11 protein-coding genes are annotated in these 18,321 nt (G+C 39.5%); 7 read left to right on the forward strand and 4 right to left on the reverse strand.

Features of this window, described 5'->3' with window-relative positions:
- Window positions 1-89: 89 nt before the first annotated feature.
- Window positions 90-875, forward strand: a complete 786-nt coding sequence (locus tag ACTH6U_RS05070) for an APH(3') family aminoglycoside O-phosphotransferase (RefSeq protein ID WP_441831728.1) — start codon at window positions 90-92, stop codon at window positions 873-875.
- A 64-nt stretch (window positions 876-939) separates the two neighbouring features.
- Here ACTH6U_RS05070 and ACTH6U_RS05075 read toward each other — a convergent pair whose 3' ends face one another.
- The 3 genes from ACTH6U_RS05075 to rbsK all read right to left on the reverse strand — a co-directional run bounded on the left by ACTH6U_RS05075 (window position 940) and on the right by rbsK (window position 4,530).
- Entirely contained in the window at window positions 940-1,956 is a 1,017-nt protein-coding gene (locus ACTH6U_RS05075) for an aldose 1-epimerase family protein (protein ID WP_294104660.1), read from the reverse strand.
- Window positions 1,957-2,022: 66 nt separating this feature from the next.
- Window positions 2,023-3,330, reverse strand: a complete 1,308-nt coding sequence (gene fucP, locus ACTH6U_RS05080) for an L-fucose:H+ symporter permease (RefSeq protein ID WP_294104662.1) — start codon at window positions 3,328-3,330, stop codon at window positions 2,023-2,025.
- Between the two features lie 279 nt (window positions 3,331-3,609).
- On the reverse strand, window positions 3,610-4,530 hold the full coding sequence (rbsK, locus tag ACTH6U_RS05085) for a ribokinase (protein WP_336429533.1): 921 nt from the start codon (window positions 4,528-4,530) through the stop codon (window positions 3,610-3,612).
- A gap of 169 nt (window positions 4,531-4,699) precedes the next feature.
- Here rbsK and deoC point away from each other — a divergent pair, with 169 nt between their 5' ends.
- The 3 genes from deoC (at window position 4,700) to fic (ending at window position 7,606) form a co-directional block, all read left to right on the forward strand.
- On the forward strand, window positions 4,700-5,368 hold the full coding sequence (gene deoC, locus ACTH6U_RS05090; RefSeq protein ID WP_294104664.1) for a deoxyribose-phosphate aldolase: 669 nt from the start codon (window positions 4,700-4,702) through the stop codon (window positions 5,366-5,368).
- Between the two features lie 46 nt (window positions 5,369-5,414).
- The gene (gene deoR, locus ACTH6U_RS05095) at window positions 5,415-6,194 is read left to right on the forward strand and encodes a DNA-binding transcriptional repressor DeoR (RefSeq protein WP_441831729.1); all 780 of its coding nucleotides are present in this window, start codon (window positions 5,415-5,417) and stop codon (window positions 6,192-6,194) included.
- Between the two features lie 308 nt (window positions 6,195-6,502).
- Window positions 6,503-7,606: a protein adenylyltransferase Fic gene (fic, locus tag ACTH6U_RS05100; RefSeq protein WP_441831792.1), complete on the forward strand. Its 1,104-nt coding sequence runs from the start codon at window positions 6,503-6,505 to the stop codon at window positions 7,604-7,606.
- Window positions 7,607-7,654: 48 nt separating this feature from the next.
- Here fic and rnz read toward each other — a convergent pair whose 3' ends face one another.
- Window positions 7,655-8,569 carry a ribonuclease Z gene (gene rnz / locus ACTH6U_RS05105; protein WP_441829047.1) on the reverse strand — a complete coding sequence of 305 codons (915 nt, stop codon included), beginning with the start codon at window positions 8,567-8,569 and terminating at the stop codon, window positions 7,655-7,657.
- A 234-nt stretch (window positions 8,570-8,803) separates the two neighbouring features.
- Between rnz and ACTH6U_RS05110 the strand changes: the two genes are divergently transcribed.
- The 3 genes from ACTH6U_RS05110 to ACTH6U_RS05120 form a co-directional block, all read left to right on the forward strand.
- Window positions 8,804-9,337, forward strand: a complete 534-nt coding sequence (locus ACTH6U_RS05110) for an inverse autotransporter beta domain-containing protein (protein WP_441831730.1) — start codon at window positions 8,804-8,806, stop codon at window positions 9,335-9,337.
- Window positions 9,334-11,007, forward strand: a complete 1,674-nt coding sequence (locus ACTH6U_RS05115; RefSeq protein WP_441831731.1) for an inverse autotransporter beta domain-containing protein — start codon at window positions 9,334-9,336, stop codon at window positions 11,005-11,007. The genes ACTH6U_RS05110 and ACTH6U_RS05115 overlap by 4 nt, the downstream gene beginning before the upstream one ends.
- 413 nt (window positions 11,008-11,420) lie before the next feature.
- Window positions 11,421-18,321, forward strand: a 6,901-nt coding sequence (locus ACTH6U_RS05120; protein ID WP_441831732.1) for an invasin domain 3-containing protein, incomplete at its 3' end; no start/stop codon positions are given.

Below are 18,321 nucleotides of genomic sequence, written 5' to 3' on the forward strand. Positions count from 1 at the left end.
CAAAGCAGCAATAAAGCTAATCTCTTCATAAAATAATGTTAGTCTTTATCTATTGTTATCCACAATAAATACTATTAAGCATTAATAATATGACGCACATTATTTCTGTACCTCCGGCTATTCAAAAAATCATCAATAACCGCCCCTATCAAAAAAGCGTAGTTGGGCTATCAGCATCTGATTTATATCTTTTTTCAGATTGTGTGTTAAAAATTGAAACAATCAATGAAGAATCTCAGCAAGAATATAAGGTAATGAGTTGGCTTCAAGGGAAGCTGCCTGTCCCAAATATTATTGAAACCGCTTATAGTGATACTCATCAATACTTATTGATGAGTCGTTTGAATGGACAAATGGCTGAAGATAAACAATTTCTGCAACAGCCAGATGTATTAATTAAAACACTTGCCCAAGGCTTAAAAAAGTTATGGGTGCTCGATACTCAGGATTGCCCCTTTCTCTGCGATTTAAATTATAAGCTTGAACTGGCACAAAAACGAATTGAACAAGGTTTATGTGACATTGAAGATGCCGAAACTGGCACTTATGGCGAAGAGGGTTTTGCTGATCCAGCGGCGCTATTAATGTGGTTAAAAGATAATCGTCCTAGTGAAACATTAGTCTTTTCTCATGGCGATTATTGCTTCCCTAATATATTTATCGAGAACAATGACATTTCAGGTTTTATCGATTTGGGGAGAGCGGGTTTATCAGATGTCTATCAAGACATTGCACTCTGTTATCGTAGTATCTTACATGACCTTCCATCCAATAAATCCATCAATAATTATACAAATTTATTATTCGATGAACTTAATTTAACCCCTGACTGGGATAAAATCCGTTACTATATTTTACTTGATGAATTATTTTAATTCCGAGCAAACAAGCAGTTTATGACCATCTATTTATAACTACCTGTTTGCACAGAGAATAACCTTAACTTTCAACACCTGTTGTCACAGTAAATTGACGATTTTCACCAGCATCTAACCAAATTAATGTTTGATTATTTTTGGCAGCAAGAAAACCTTCAGGACGACAAGTCGCAGGAAGAACAAATGCACCCACTTTTTGGTCGCCATTATATAAAATCCAACGAGTTGCATAGTTCAGCTCATTAGATTTAAAACGTGTCACAAAGGTATTACCTGCTGGTGATGTCATCTTAAACTCAGGCTCTGCGGTATACTGAGCCAAATTATCCATAAAAAAGACAATTTCAGGGTCGCACATCTGCGGCTGGTTGAGCTGATTTAATTTAATATCACCAGACTTCAATGATTCATTAAAATCTAACCACTGCTGAGTTGGGTGAACATGCCCCGGTATAGACTCACGCAATCTTATTGCGTTTTCTGGGATATTTTGACTCAGTGATGCGTTATCTACATAGGCATAATTCATATGACACATATATTGTAGCGGCATAGGGACAGACGCCAGATTAGTGACTGACATATGAATATCAAATAATGAACTACCCGCATTTAATAATACTGATGGTGCAGCACGATAGTGATGTCCAAAACCCATCACATACTCATATTCACCACAAATACGAATGCTAGTTTCATTAATCTCAAGCCATGCATTATCCATTGATGCACAAGGCATTTCGCCATGTAGTGGGTGGGTGTCCTCTGGTGATGGGCAGCCATTACTGATTAAACCTGAATGAAAAGCAAAACAGCCATAAGTTTCAATAACCGTTGGAACGCGTTTAGGCTCTGAAAACATATTTTCCATTTTCAGATTTTGGCCACAAAATTCTGCATCCCAAATCATTTGGCCTAAAAATGGTAAAATAGTTAAATAACCTTGTTGGTTTTCAATTCTCAGTCCTTCAACACCACTGCTATAAGTAAATGCAGTGACAGAAAACTGGTTATTTTTCAAAATTAATGACGACTTTTCCGTAAATAAGCGTTTGTGAAGCGGAATTATTGTATTCATTTTCATACTCACGGTTTAGTTAGGTGAATTTGGGCAGGTAAACCTACCCAAGATTTATTAAATCTATTATTTCGCTAATTGTTTTGTTTTGAAACGACGCTCACTAACAAAATAGATACCGACATAGACAAAACAGAACATAGAAACTAGGAATGAAAGTTGTAAGGAATGTAGTACATCGGCAACGTAGCCTTGAATGGCAGGTACAACTGCGGCACCAACAATTGCCATCACAATCACGGCACCAGCCATTTCAGTATGTTCGTTATCAACCGTTTCCAATGTGCCAGCGTAAATAGTTGCCCAGCAAGGTCCAAATAGAATACTCACCATAACCGCTGCGTATACCGCAGTAAAACTAGGAATAAAGGCAACATAAATGAGGAATAACGCGCCAATTACTGAGTAAATAATCAATACTTTTTCAGCATTAAAACGTGTCATTAAAATATTAGCGATAAACTTACCAATAAAGAAGCACGCGAAGCTATACACCATAAAGTTAGATGCATCACGTTCATTAATATCACCCATTTCGAGCGCTAAACGAATAGTGAATGACCAAACCGCTACCTGCATTCCCACATATAAAAACTGAGCAATAATGCCTTTTCTGAAACGGCTATTTTTTGCTAAATATTTTAATGTGTCCATGGCTGATGGGCGTTTATGATCTTTAGTCTCAGCAACTTTACATTTAGGGAATTTAGTGATTAAAAACAATGCCATTACGACCACTAGCACCATAATCATATAACGATATGGCTCAAGGGTATTTTCTAACATCTCCAAGCGAAATGCATGGAGTTGCTCTGGATTCATGCCCGCCATTTGGTTTTGCAGGCTATCCCCTTCAGAGAACACTAAATACTTACCTAACAAAATACCGCCCGCGGCACCAATTGGGTAAAAAGTCTGGCTAATATTAAGACGTAATGTGGCATATTCCCTTGGACCAATCATTGAACTGTATGTGTTCGCTGCGGTTTCAAGGAAACTCAAACCAATAGCAATCGCAAATATTGCAGCTAAAAACATGGTATAGGTAGCCATGTGAGAAGCAGGGAAAAATAAGGAACAACCTGCGATATAAAGAATAAGCCCAACCATAATGGCGTATTTATAACTGGTTTTTTTAATCACTAATGACGCAGGGATCGCTATCAAAAAGTAACCACCATAGAAGGCACTTTGTACTAACGCAGAAGCAAAGTTACTCAGTTCAAAAACACTTTTAAACTGAGTGATGAGAATATCATTTAGTGCCGCAGCACATCCCCATAGCGGAAAAAGGCAAGACAGTAGGATAAATTGAAATAGAGGTGTCTTACTCAGGTAACCATCAGGTAGCTGAGTGATCTTATTAATGTTCATAGGGTACCCTTATATACTTATCATACTTCCAGATGCTTGATCGTTGGCTGCACTTATCCCTCCGAGTCACATACTTAATAATGTATGCTTATCGAATTGTTTCACTTGCCACCTACATGCATCCCGAATTATGTGTGTATAGTTATAATATTAACCCACTGAACCCTGCTTTATTGCTCTATTGGCAGCATTTGAGTTCAGTCGGTGTTTACTCAAAATCATTCAAGTGCAAGAAGTCGGTAAGAGATACCGAAATCTGCATCTGAAAGATAACGAATATCAGCTATTAAGTTGAACAAACTCACTAAACTGCTCAATACTTGGATAAGACGATTGGGTGCCTTTTCCTGTCACACTAAATGCAGAAAACATCACCGCTTTTTTCAGTGCTTCTTCAATATTGCCCGTGTGTACATAATAATGTGCAAAGCATCCGATAAAAGCATCGCCAGCGCCGCTCGTATCAATGGCGTTCACTTCAATCGCAGGAAGATACAACTCACTGTCACGCGTCATCCACAACACGCCTTTTTCACCTAATGTCACAATAAGATTTTTCAACCCTTTGTCGAGAAGAGACTGCGCTGCACGACGAACATTATCCATAGTGTTAACTGGCATATTGGTTAAAATTTCCAGTTCAGTTTCATTAGGAACAAAGAAATCGCAACGGCAAGCAAAATCAAGATCTAAAGTACGCTGAGCAGGTGCAGGATTAAGTAAAACAGGAATACCGTTTTTATTGCCGAATGCGATAGCGTGATAAACAGTTTCAAGTTGTACTTCAAGCTGCAATACAATTAACTTACATTTTTTTAAGTCTTCAGCTGCACGTTCGATATCTTCTGGTGACAAAAATTTATTGGCACCTTTCACAATCAAAATACTGTTAGATGAGTTTTGATTGACAAAAATGGGCGCGACACCACTTGATGTACAAGGTACTTTTTCAACATAGCGCGTATTGATGCCATAGGACTCAAGATTACGAATGGTATTATCGGCAAAAATATCATCGCCCACTTTTGTTAACATAATCACTTTTGAGTTAAGCTTCGCAGCGGCAACCGCTTGATTAGCCCCTTTCCCACCACAACCAATTTTGAACGCTGGCGCTTCTAATGTTTCGCCTTCTTTTGGCATCTGATCGATGTAAGTGATCAAATCGACCATATTTGAGCCTATAACTGCTATATCCATAATGTCCCTCGTGTTAAATAAATCACATAATGATATGATAGCAACACTATCATGTTGCAATAATATCATTTGTGATTAAGATCTCGAATAACGAATGTACAAGTGTTATATCTGCAACATTTCATCATTCTTTGTTACCTAATCCACATTTATATAGGAAGGTTTAAAAATGCAAGATTTAGCAAAATATATTGACCACACTCTACTTGCTGCTAATGCTACCGTGAGTGACATCAAACAGCTATGTGCAGAAGCCGCAGAACATCATTTTGCATCAGTTTGTGTGAATACGGCTAACGTTCCTTTAGCGAGTGAATGCTTAAAAAATAGCGATGTTAAGGTCTGCTGTGTGGTAGGCTTTCCGTTAGGCGCTTGTTTAACAGAAGCAAAAGCATTTGAAGCTGCTGAAGCAGTTCGCCGTGGCGCTGATGAAGTCGACATGGTTATCAATGTCGGTATGCTAAAAAGTGGTGATTTAGAATTCGTTCGCAAAGATATTGAAGCAGTATTTGCGGCTTGTGGTAAAGCAACATTAAAAGTTATTTTAGAAAATTGTCTGTTAACTGATGAAGAAATTACACAAGTTTGTGAAATTTGCCGCACAATTAAAGTCGGTTTTGTGAAAACTTCAACAGGTTTCAGTACAATGGGTGCCACTGAGCACCATGTTGCATTAATGCGTAAAGTGGTTGGTGATGAAATTGGTGTTAAAGCATCAGGTGGCGTTCGTGACCGTGAAACCGCAATCAAAATGATTAAAGCGGGTGCTAACCGTGTTGGCGCAAGTGCGAGTGTCTCGATTGTAACCGGAGACAATACAACACCAAGTGATTACTAAACGGTGTGGCGCGGCAAGTCCGCGCCGTTATAAAAAGGATGGATCGGTGATAGAAACAAAACAAAAAGAACGCCTTCGCCGCTTAAGTGAATGTCTGAAACGTTCAGGACGCATTCATCTTAAAGAAGCGGCCCGTATACTTGAAGTCTCTGAAATGACAATCCGTCGAGATTTAGGTGCTGATACTGAAGGCCCTATCCCCATGTCTCTGCTTGGGGGTTATATTGTTTCTGTCACACAACCTGGCACACTTGCCACCAATGAGCCGCAAGCAGATGTTTTCACGCCAGATCAAACTGAAGAATTGTATATACCCAATTTAGCCGCCAGTATGGTCACCGATGATGATGTGATCTTTTTTGATAACGGCATTGAAATGGCTACACTAATTTCGCTTATCCCTGATGAAATAAATTTCACAGGAATTTGTTACTCTCATAACGTTTTTCTTGCTTTAAGTCAGAAAAAAAATGCCACTGCCCTTTTATGTGGCGGTGAATATCGTCCTAAAAGTGATTCATTTTATAGCCCAACCTTGCCATCCCTTCTTGATTCAATAAATCCTAAAAAAGCATTCATCTCTGCATCTGGTGTACACAGTACCTATGGAGTCACCTGCTATAACATTGATGATTTACCAATGAAGAAAAAAGCGATGGAGAAATCCATTCGTAAAATATTATTAGTGCAATACAACTTATTTGATGAAGTAGCCACAGCCAATATGGGCGAGCTGTCTCAGTTTGATGTCGTTGTAACCAATCGGCAGTTATCTGATGAATATGAAGCTTACTGCCGAAATGGTTTTGTGAAAATCATCTATTAGAAAAATAATATGTGCGTTTTTAAGCTAATTTTCGACACGTTTTATTAATGTGTCGATACAATCGACATAACGTACAAACATGTACGTTTTAAGGCTCTTTTTCGACACGTTTTATTGATGTGTCGATACAATCGACATAATGTCCAAACATGTACGTTGTAAGGCTCTTTTTCGACACGTTTTATTGATGTGTCGATACAATCAACATATCTTTCAATTATGTACATTTTTAGGATATTTTTCGACACGTTAAATATAAAGTGGTAAATTCAACTTCATACTGTTTATATAAAATGATTGAGAAATATATTATGTGGAATCCTGCACAACCCTATAATAACCTCCCCTTATTACCCCCTTACCAAGCTATTGAAACAAAAAAAGTATTAAAAGCATGCATACAAGCAAGAACCGCGCTTGAAGGTCTTAGACAAGCTGGTGAATTATTACCCAATCAAAATTTACTCATTAATCTCATTCCCATCCTTGAGGCTAAAGACAGCTCCGAAATTGAAAATATCGTGACAACTACCGATAAACTTTTTCAGTATGTCAATGAAGATAGTCATGCAGACCCAATGACTAAAGAAGCGCTTCGCTATAGAACTGCGCTATACGAAGGTTATACAGATTTAAAAAATAGACCATTGTGCGCAAATACAGCCCTAACGGTCTGTAATACGATTAAAAATACACGAATGGATATCAGAAAATTACCGGGAACAGCATTAAAAAATCAAGTAACGGGAGAAGTTATTTATACACCACCACTAGGTGAACAAATAATTATCGAGCTTCTCACTAATTGGGAAAAGTTTATCCACCAAGAGGATGATTTAGACCCTTTAGTAAAGCTCGCGATTACCCATTATCAATTTGAAGCAATTCACCCTTTTACCGACGGTAACGGCCGTACAGGAAGAGTTATAAACATACTCTTTTTAATCGAGAAAAAATTAATAACCTTACCTATCATCTATTTAAGTCGTTACATCATTAAAAATAGAAACGACTATTACTCTCACCTATTGAACGTCACTAAAGAGCAAGATTGGGAGTCTTGGGTTTTATATATCCTATCTGCTGTTGAGCACACATCAAGGTGGACAGTTGATAAAATAAATACAATTCGCACATTAATGGATCACACCGCTTTGCATATTAGAAATACACATAATGATATCTACAGTTATGAATTACTACAGTGTATTTTCGAACAACCTTATTGCCGAATAAAAAACTTAGTTGATAAAAATATAGCAAAAAGACAAACCGCATCTGATTACTTAAAAAAACTTTGCGATATTAATGTATTAAATGAAATTCAATCAGGAAGAGAAAAACTTTTTGTTAATCATAAATTAATTGATTTAATGAACAGCGATCAAAACCAATACATACCCTATGACTAATAACAAAAAGCTCACATTGACATCCTCTCAATTCTGCAGAAAAAAATGTCAAATTTTCACGGTTAAATAATCCACTGCGATTTCTGTCGCGGGGAAAATAGCCTGACATTCGGCTAACAGCATAGGAATATCTTTTTCACTGTATCGACCACTGATATGGGTGGCGATGAAACGTTTAGCCCCTGCATCTCGTGCTAGCTGGGCTGCTTGGCAAGTTGTCGAGTGACCCCGTTCATTAGCTTTGGCTTCAAATGCAGATTCAAGTGTAGTTTCGTGCACCATCACATCAGCGTCTTTCGCTAATAATACTGCCTGCGCTGTTGGTTCAGTATCACCGAAGATAGCAATCACTTTGCCGGCTATCGGGTCGCCAAGGTAATCAGCGCCATTAATCACTCGGCCATCGTCCAAAGTAATGGTTTCTCCGGCTTTAAGCGCCTGCATCCACGGACCTCGAGGAATACCATCATTAGCCAGTTTTATCGCATTAAGCATGCCATTTTTAGGGTGTTCCTCGATACGATATCCATAACACTCCACACGATGATCTAAAGAATATGCCGTAACAATCAATTCACCATCATCAAATAATTGTCCAGCTGTAATCTCCACAATATCCAATGGATAGGTGAGATAAGATGCACTAATCAAAAGTGCCGTCTCAATATATTGCTTCAGCCCTTTTGGGCCATATAAGGTTAATGGGTCAGTTGAGCCACTCATTGAGCGACTACATAATAAACCGGGTAGACCAAAAATATGGTCTCCATGTAAATGAGTAATAAAAATTTTATCAATTCTGGGTATTTTAAACTCACTATTCAATATTTGGTGTTGCGTACCTTCGCCGCAATCAAACAGCCAATAACTTTTTCGAATACCGACTAAATTTAATATCATACTAGTGACATTACGTTGCTTTGTCGGTACTCCGGCACTGGTTCCTAAAAAAGTTAATTCCATAATTTCCTTCTTTAACGCATTGTTTTTATTTGAGTAAGATTAATTCCAATTAATAATCTGTCTATTTTATCCGCTTTATATTTAATATGTTACTGTTGTTAATTAAAGTTGCCAATTCTGAACTATTCCAAAGTTTCAATTTCCCTTCTCAATTAGTCCAACTAATTCCCAAGCTCTTACCTATATAAATATTCAACAATAGCAATGTTAATATTGATATCAGGAATAAATCCGATGGGCCCCTCTTCGTCAACATTGAAATTAAAACTATCAAATAGCTTTGTATTATTTACCGCTATCTGGTCTGCTGCTATTGTGCCAGCCATGCCGAGCTATGCCAAAATGCTCAATTTAGAAGATCTGCCTACATTAGGTAGCGATGCAATTCAATTCGAAGAGATTCAGCCTGAAGATAGCACTGAACGTTTTTTAGCTGAATATGGCCAAAATGCAGCAAATTTTTCCGCTGAAGAAAAAAACACCAAAAACTTAGCTGAAATGGCCCAAGAGTACGTACGCAATCAAGCTGCCAATGCTGCCACTGATGAAATTACCCATTGGCTATCTAAAGCAGGCAACGCCAAACTCAGTATTAACCTTGATAAAAAACTATCCATTAAAAACTCTCAGCTAGATTGGTTAGTCCCTTGGTATGATAAACCAGATTTACTACTCTTTACCCAACATAGTATTCATCGCACCGATGGCCGAGTACAGATGAATAACGGCATTGGTTTACGTCGCTTTAATCAAGATAGTATGATATGATGGGGTTGAATGCTTTTTTTGATCATGACTTATCCCATTACCATTCACGCTTAGGATTCGGTGCAGAATATGCACAGGATTACCTCAAAATTAGTGCAAATAGCTATTTAGGGTTATCTTCTTGGCGCAGTGCATCTGAATTAGAATACGATTATAATGCCCGCCCTGCCAACGGCTGGGATCTACAAGCCGAAGGTTGGTTGCCCAGTTATCCAAATCTCGGCGCTAACTTAAAACTAGAACAGTATTACGGCGATGATGTGGCTTTATTTGGCAAAGATGAACGCCAAAAAAATCCAATAGCCGCCACCGTCGGAATCAACTGGTCACCCTTCCCGCTGCTTGCGCTCAATACGGAGCATCGCATGGGAAATGGGGGTAAAAATGAAACACATGCAAAAATTGCATTCACTTGGTTATTAGGCAAGAGCCTAGCACAGCATCTTGATACCTCAGCAGTTGCGGCCACCCGTCATATCTCCAATAGCCGCTATGATTTTGTTAACCGTAATAACAACATTGTTTTGGAATACCAAAAGAACACGCTGATTTCATTGTCCTTGCCCAAAATTATTCAAGGTGTAACTGGGCAAGAACTCCCTATTATTCGAAATTTAACGACCGAATATCCCCTTGAGAAAATCATCATAGAAGCTCCTGAATTAATTGCAGCGGGCGGGGTTCTGACACTTAATGGCACCGCGAGCTCAATAAAATTACCCTCTTACAAAATCGCGGCCAATAAATTAGAGAATCAAAAACATAATCTTTATCGCCTCACAGTAACAGCTTATGACACCAAAGGTAATGTTTCACCGAAAGCGGAAACCCTAATAGAAGTCACCGATACAGGTGCCCTTTCTATCAGTCATGAAAGTGCTTTTAAAAAGAATAATGCAATAGCCAATGGAAAAGATGCCAATACATTCTCTGTGGTGATTAAAGATACACTTGGACACATTGTTCCCAATGCCAAAGTGACTTTTACCTTACCAAATGGCCTCAAATCCGTGAGCCAAAAAAATGATGAATATCGCTCTTTATTCAATCATTTCATGTGGAAAACCCAAGCAGCGAAATCCGTCTCAGAACAAAAGCAAAATATTGTCGCAAATAGTAAAGGGGAGGCATCTATTGAGTTTACTGCACTCATCGCTGGGGACTATATGATTAAAGCGAGCTCGAGCCATGGAGAAGAAATTGAAGAGATGTTCAACTTTAAGCCCGATATTGAGCAATCATTTATTAGCAGTACCCGAATACTGCAAAATAATTCAGTCGCCAATGGTATAGCGAAAAATAAAGTTAAGTTTCATATCGTAAATAACAATAGGCAAGCTATCAAAGGTGCATTCGTACATTTTGAAGCTAAAAACGCCATTATCTTTCCAACGAAACTAACCGATGAACAAGGCAATACGGAAATAGAAATTAGCAGCTTAGTCGCAGGCCCAATTGATATTATTGCAACCGTTAATGGCAGTACGACAACGGCTCAGGTTAACTTTATTTCAGGGACCTCAGCGAATACCACACTCACTGAATCCCAACAGGCCCGCCATCCTTATACAGGTACACAACTTAGACAGCCGATAAATAAGCCAACACCCCAAAAATACTCACCGTGGAGTTTATTAAACCAGCTGTTCCAAAAAATTGAATCGCGGTAAAACTAATAACATAGGCATAACTTATTTAATCTTTAGCCCCTTCATTGGGGCTTTTTTTCATCCGAAACTCACCTATACAAGGTTTCTTCTAACACCGACGAAATTGATTATCATACCGATGAAATCATTCATTTTAATGGTTATTTAAGACCATATACCTACATCGCTTTCAAACTTAAATCCATTAATTATCTTATTGTTTTCATTAAGGTAAGGTCTTTTCCAAAACGAATTAAATCTGTTTCAAATGCATTTTTATTACGCGTTTTCACGCTTATCAATAAACGTCGTCAATTCCGCGTTATTCCTTATTGAAAATTTGGCTTCTGTTTAAGTCAAACTAATTCACAAGCTCTTACCTATATAAGCATTCCACAATAGCCACGTTAATATTAAAACTAGGAATGAATTGAATGAACCCCGCTACGTCAACACAAAAGCCAACACTGAAACACAAGCTCTCAAACGGCTTTGTGCTATTTACGGCAATTTGGTCTTCGGTGATTGTACCAATCACACCGAGCTATGCAAAAATGCTAAGTCCCGATGAACTGCCAACACTGGGTAGTGATTCAGCACCTACTGATGATCATAAAGTTGAGCAATTTATCGCTGAATATAGTCAGAGTGCAGCACACTTTATTGCAGATAAAAAAAGTACTAAAGACCTTGCCGATATGGCGCAAGATTATGCACGCAATAAAGTAACACATACTGCAACTAACGAAATCAATCGTTGGCTATCGAAAACAGGTAATGCCAAGTTCAGTGTTGACGTAGACAAAAAACTGTCCATTAAAAATACCCAATTAGATTGGTTAGTTCCTTGGTATGACCAACCTGATTTATTACTCTTTAGCCAACATAACATTCACCGCACTGATGGCCGATTACAAACCAATAATGGTATTGGTGTGCGTCACTTTACTCCTGAGCGCATGATGGGCGTCAATGCCTTTTTTGACCATGATTTATCTCGCTATCACTCACGCTTAGGTTTTGGCGCAGAATATGCACAAGACTTTTTAAAACTTAGCGCCAATACTTATATGCGCACGTCTTCATGGCGTAGCGCATCAGAATTAGATAACGATTATAATGCACGTCCTGCCAATGGATGGGATCTACAAGCCGAAGGTTGGTTACCGTCTTATCCTAATATTGGCGGAAACCTGAAATTTGAGCAGTATTTCGGCGATGATGTCGCCCTATTTGGCAAAGATAAACGCCAAAAAGACCCACTCGCCACCACTGTTGGCGTTAACTGGACCCCATTCTCACTCGTTACCCTAAACGCAGAGCACAAAATCAGCGGTAAATTAAGTGAAACTAGCGCCAAAGTTCAATTTACGTGGGCATTGGGTAAAACCCTAGCTGAGCAGCTTGATCCGACCAAAGTGGGTGACTCACGCCGCCTAATGGGTAATCGCTATGATTTTGTTAATCGCAATAATAACATTGTGTTGGAATATCAGAAAAAAACGCTCATATCCCTCTCATTGCCTGCAAAAATTCAAGGACAATCTGGAGATGAGTTACCAATAATCAATGCATTAACAACCAAATATCCTTTAGATAACCTTGTGGTACAAGCCCCTGAATTTCTAAGTGCAGGCGGAAAAATCAACCTCAATGGTACCGCAACGCAAATCAAATTACCTTCCTACAAAGTCGCGATGACTGAGCAAGAAAGGCAAAAAATCAACCTCTATCGACTCACGGTAACCGCATCAGACACCAAAGGAAATATTTCACCACAAGCAACAACACTGATTGAAGTGACCAATTCGGGCGTATTATCTATTCGTCAAAACGAAATCACTCAAAAAGGCAATACGTTAGCCAATGGTCAGGATGTTAACACCCTCACTATCGTTGCCAGAGATCCCCTTGGTAATGTAGCGCCAAATGCCAATGTTACTTTTACTTTGCCCCCTGAACTCAAATTAGTGACCCAAAAAGCCACCTCTTCAAGTATGGCTTTTAGCAACCTATTTAAAAAAATGCAGGCGGCAAAATCAACCACTAAACAAAAATATGACATTGTCACTAACATGAAAGGTGAAGCATCAATTCAGTTCACTTCTCTGGTCACAGGCGAGCATCGTATTCAAGCCACAGCGGGCAAAGGTACGCCAATTGAGTCTATTTTTGTCTTTATCGCCGATACCCAACAAGCTCATATTAATGCTTTCAATATAATCAGTGATAACGCCGTTGCCGATGGAAAAGCAAAAAATAAAATCAACTTCCATATCACCGATAACAATAACCATCCGATTAAAGGGGTTATGCTGCATCTTGACTCGAAAAATGCCACGGTGACACAAGTTAATCCTAGTGATGAACAAGGTAACACCGAAGTTGACGTAAGCACCCTGATTGCTGGGTCAACCAATATCACAGCGAGCCTCAATGAGCAGAATGTCACTGCAACCGTCAATTTTGTCTTCGGTCAATTAGCACATGTTGTCATTACGGATATCTCGCAAGCCGCTGCTGGGGATGATAGTACTATTACCATTTCGTTAACGGATACCCATGGTAACCCTGTGTCAGGAGCTGATGGCACAGTCATGGTGAATATCGATGGTACAGAAACACCCGTTATCATTACCGAGACCCATCCAGGTAGTGGAATTTATATCGGCAGCTTGCCGGGACAACAAATGGGGAAACCAACAGTAACTGTAACCGTTGACGGCCAAGTCTCACCATCAGAAACCATGATCATTGAACCGCCTAAACCGATATCGCCGGCGAATCCTAACGGTACAGGTCCAAAAGGTGAACAAGGTGTTATTAACAGCATCATTATTACCCCAAATAAAAGCCATGGTTTGCAATCAGGCGATACGCTTGAGCTCACGGTGACGATCACCGATGCATTTGATAATGGTTTATCTGGTTTAGATACCAATAATATCAATATTGGCGATCACAAAGGGGATTCTTTGCATTGGACGGATAATAAAGATGGTTCATACACCACCACCTTACCGTTAACCGACGTTGGTAATAAAGATTTAACCGCCTCAATCAATGGCACTACAAGTCCACAAACGCAAATACAAGTCAATAATGCTACTGGCACCATCAATATTAATAAAGTCGAAATTACAAATATCACCAAACCTACCGCAGGAGCAGATAGCACCATCACCATCGAATTAACCGATAAAAATGGTAACCCTGTCGTCGGCGAAACAGAAATCACTATCAATATTGATGGAAAGCCTCACATCTTACCTGTGACAGAAAAATCCCCAGGAATTTATGAAACCACTATTAGTGGGCAGCATGCGGGTAACCATAGTATTTCGGCCACAATTAACGGTGAGGAGTCACCAAAAGAGCTACTGATTGTCGACAAACCGCAACCTATTCAACCTAAAGACCCTAGCGGTACGGGGCAAAAAGGTGAACAAGGGGTTGTCGATAAAATAGAAATTACAACTGGCAATACGAGCAATCTACATTCAGGTGATTTATTAGACATCACAGTTTCTATTTCAGATACCTTTGGTAACGGATTAGTTGGTTTAGATACCAATAAGATAGATATTGGTAATCATAAAGGCGACACCTTAACATGGGTTGATAAAGGCGATGGTAAGTACACAACGACTATCACATTAACCGAACTAGGCATTAATGACTTAACCGCATCTATCAATAACCAGAAAACACTTCCTGTACAAATCCATGTCAACAATGCAACAGGTAAAGATAAGGTCAGCGAAGTTAAAATAACCCTCACAGAACAACCCGCAGCGGGCTCAAGCAGCACGTTAATTGTCGAATTAACTGATAAAAATAGCCACCCTGTCGTTGGTGAAAAAGAGATTATTGTTGATATTGATGGCAGCAAACACACTCTGCCAGCGAAAGAAAGTAAGCCCGGTATTTATGAAGTCACACTGCCAGCACTGCTCGCAGGAGACCACAATATTAGTGCTAGCGTTAATGGCAAAGATTCAACTAAAAACACATTGGTAGTCGCACAACCCACCTCGATTAAATCGGAAAACGCTAACGGTACTGGTCATAAAGGTGAAAAAGGGGTTATCGATAAAATTGCGATAACCACTGGCGATATTACGCATCTGCAATCAGGGGATAAGCTTGAGGTCATCGTCACGTTAACTGATGCATTTGGTAATGCATTAAAAGATATTGATACTAGCAATATCACCCTAGATGGGCACAAAGCAGGCAGTCTCACATGGGTTGATAAAGGTGATGGTTCATACTCAGCCAATATCACGTTAACTGAAGCGGGCAGTAATAGCTTAATCGCTTCCATTAATGGTCATAAAACACCCATAGTACAAGTTCAAGTCGGTAATGCGACGGGTACAGATAAAGTCAGTAAAATCGAGATCCTTACCATCAAAACACCGCCTGCCGGTACAGAGGGTAATCTCACCATCAAGCTGACAGATAAATATGGCAACCCAGTGATCGGTGAAAAGGAAATTACCGTTAATATTGGAGGACAACCGCACAAACTAGCCGCAACGGAAAAAACTGACGGTATTTATGAAATCACTCTGCCAGCACTTCAAGCGGGTAACCACAACATTAGCGCTAGCGTTAATGGCAAAGATTCAATCGAAAATACATTAGTGGTAGCAAAACCCACCCCAGTTAAACCGAAAAACCCCAAAGGGACTGGCAACAAAGGTGAACAAGGGGTTGTTGATAAAATTACCATAATGACGGGCAATACCGCTAACCTACAGTCTGATGATAAGTTAGAGATTACTGTCTCTATCATCGATGCCTTTGGTAACGGTTTAACGGAACTCGACACCAACAACATCAAACTTGAAGGATATAACGGAACGTTAGTCTGGAACGATAAAGGTGATGGGGCTTACACGACAACTCTCACATTAACCGAGGTTGGCACAAAAGATTTAATCGCTTCAATTAATGGTAATAAAACACCTACAAAGACAATTCAAGTTAACCATGCCAACGGGAAAGACAAGGTTAGCAAAGTTGTCATCACGAAAAAAGAACAACCTGCCGCGGGCTCTAACAGCACAATAACCGTCACATTAACCGATAAACATGGTCATCCGATTGTCGGTGAAAAAGAAATCACTGTCGATATTAATGGCACCAAACACACCCTACCAGCAAAAGAAGGGAAACCGGGTATTTATGAAATCACGCTACCAGCACTGCAAGCAGGTGACCATAAAATTACTGCCACGGTGAATGGACAAAACTCCGCTAAAGATACTTTGAAGGTGAAAAAACCGGCCCCAATTAGCTCGAATAATTCAAGCGGAACGGGTAATAGTGGTGAACGTGGCGTTATCAATAACATTACCCTGACTACAGGTGATATCACACGCCTGCAATCAGGTGACAAACTGGATATCACGGTAACCTTAGTTGATGCATTTAATAATCCGTTAACGGCTATCGACACAAGCAATATCATTCTCGATGGGTATAAGACAAGTTCGTTGAAATGGACTGACAATGGTGATGGCTCTTACACTATCGCTTTACCATTAGCGCAAATAGGTTCGAATGACTTATCTGCGTCTATTAATGGCCATAAAACACCAATAACCAAAATTGAAGTTAATAATGCGACTGATTTCAATAAAGTCAGCAATATCGTACTTGATACAATCAGCCCTAGCGAAGCGGGTGAAAAGCAAACTATCACGGTAAAAGCCAGCGATATATACCAGCATCCCGTTACAACTATCTCAAGCAAGATTGCAATTAAGATCAATGGAAAATCAGCAGCAATTACTTTAGTGGATTCATTGACTGAGAAAGGTACTTATACCGCTGAATTACCAGCAAAAAATTCGGGTAAATATACCATTGAAGTTAATGCCAATAACAAAATAGCATCACAAATTTGGATAGTAAAAGCGACGAGAACGATCCCCGTTAATAAAAAGGATGGTAGTGGTGTAGAAAATCAACGTGGTGTCATTAAAACCATCGAGTTAACCTCTTCATCGACCAAAAATCTCAAATCAGGCCAATCATTACAGTTATCTATGGTACTCAAAGATGCCTTTGATAACCCTCTTGAAGGGCTCAATGGTTCCAATATTCAGTTACAGCATCAGCAAAAAATACCTGGCAACCTTATTTGGTCAGACCAACACAACGGTAGCTACACCACTCTTTTGCCACTAACAAAAATTGGCCAAGACAATTTAACGGTAAAAGTGAACCAAATAACAACTTCGCCACTTGTTATTAATATCGGTAATGCCACCGGAACCACGCAAATCAAACAAGTTAAAATTAACAGCATCACTACACCAGCCGCTGGTGAAACCAGTGCTATAACACTGGCACTTACTGATGACAACAACCAACCCATCACAGGGATAGATAATAACGTAATAGCCGCTATCGATGGTGCTGAAGAGTTGCTTAAGATCACTGAAACCGTCAACAAAGGAACCTATACCGGTACCCTTTCTGGCCAAAAATCAGGAGACCATAAAGTCATCGTAACGGTTGGCGGTGTTAAATCTGCTGAATCAACCTTAACAGTCACCTCACCGACAGCTATAGCCAACAATAACAGTGGTAAAAAAGGTTCTCGTGGTGTGGTCAACACCGCGACACTCACCGTTTCACCAAGCAAAGGCTTGAAGTCTGGCGATACGTTAAAGCTAACGGCTACATTAAAAGATGCTTTTGATAACTCACTAACTGGCGTCGATTTAGCGCAATCACTCACCCATAAGCAAACAGGTAAAGTCACTTGGGTAGCACAAAAAGATGGAACTTATACGGCCAACTTAGCCTTAATGCAATTGGGACAAGACCATTTATTTATCACCGCAAATAAGATACAAAGCCCAACGATTATTATTGATGTCAAGCCACAGCTAGGCAGTAATGCTATCCATAAAATTGATATCAATAATATCGCACCAGTAGCAGCAGGTGCCGAAAGTACCTTCACTGTATCCCTGACGGATAAAAATGGTCACCCAGTCACAGGGATCACACAGGTTGACGTTAAAATGGGTCAGCAACAACCCTTAAAAATTGCCGTTACCCAACAAGCAAATGGTAGTTATATCGGAACATTGTTAGGTCAGCAAAGTGGTTCACACAATATTGTTATCACTGCAAATAGCCAATCATCAAAACCAGAAACACTACAAGTTATAGCTCCAGATACAGTAACCGCAACGTCAAATGGTGCTGGTACATCAGGAGCTCGTGGTGTGGTAGACAGTGTTACACTCAGCACAAAACCAAGCACTGATTTTAAATCAGGTGACAATCTGCAACTGACCATCACCTTAA

The sequence above is a fragment of the Providencia sp. genome (assembly GCF_052096715.1).
Lineage (GTDB): Bacteria > Pseudomonadota > Gammaproteobacteria > Enterobacterales > Enterobacteriaceae > Providencia.

What these genes read in the sequence shown, in the direction of transcription:
- rnz (WP_441829047.1), bottom strand. Translation starts at nt 8,569, where the DNA reads ATGGAATTAACTTTTTTAGGAACCAGTGCCGGAGTACCGACAAAGCAA.
- ACTH6U_RS05110 (WP_441831730.1), top strand. Translation starts at nt 8,804, where the DNA reads ATGGGCCCCTCTTCGTCAACATTGAAATTAAAACTATCAAATAGCTTT.
- rbsK (WP_336429533.1), bottom strand. Translation starts at nt 4,530, where the DNA reads ATGGATATAGCAGTTATAGGCTCAAATATGGTCGATTTGATCACTTAC.
- fucP (WP_294104662.1), bottom strand. Translation starts at nt 3,330, where the DNA reads ATGAACATTAATAAGATCACTCAGCTACCTGATGGTTACCTGAGTAAG.
- deoC (WP_294104664.1), top strand. Translation starts at nt 4,700, where the DNA reads ATGCAAGATTTAGCAAAATATATTGACCACACTCTACTTGCTGCTAAT.
- ACTH6U_RS05070 (WP_441831728.1), top strand. Translation starts at nt 90, where the DNA reads ATGACGCACATTATTTCTGTACCTCCGGCTATTCAAAAAATCATCAAT.
- ACTH6U_RS05075 (WP_294104660.1), bottom strand. Translation starts at nt 1,956, where the DNA reads ATGAATACAATAATTCCGCTTCACAAACGCTTATTTACGGAAAAGTCG.
- ACTH6U_RS05115 (WP_441831731.1), top strand. Translation starts at nt 9,334, where the DNA reads ATGATGGGGTTGAATGCTTTTTTTGATCATGACTTATCCCATTACCAT.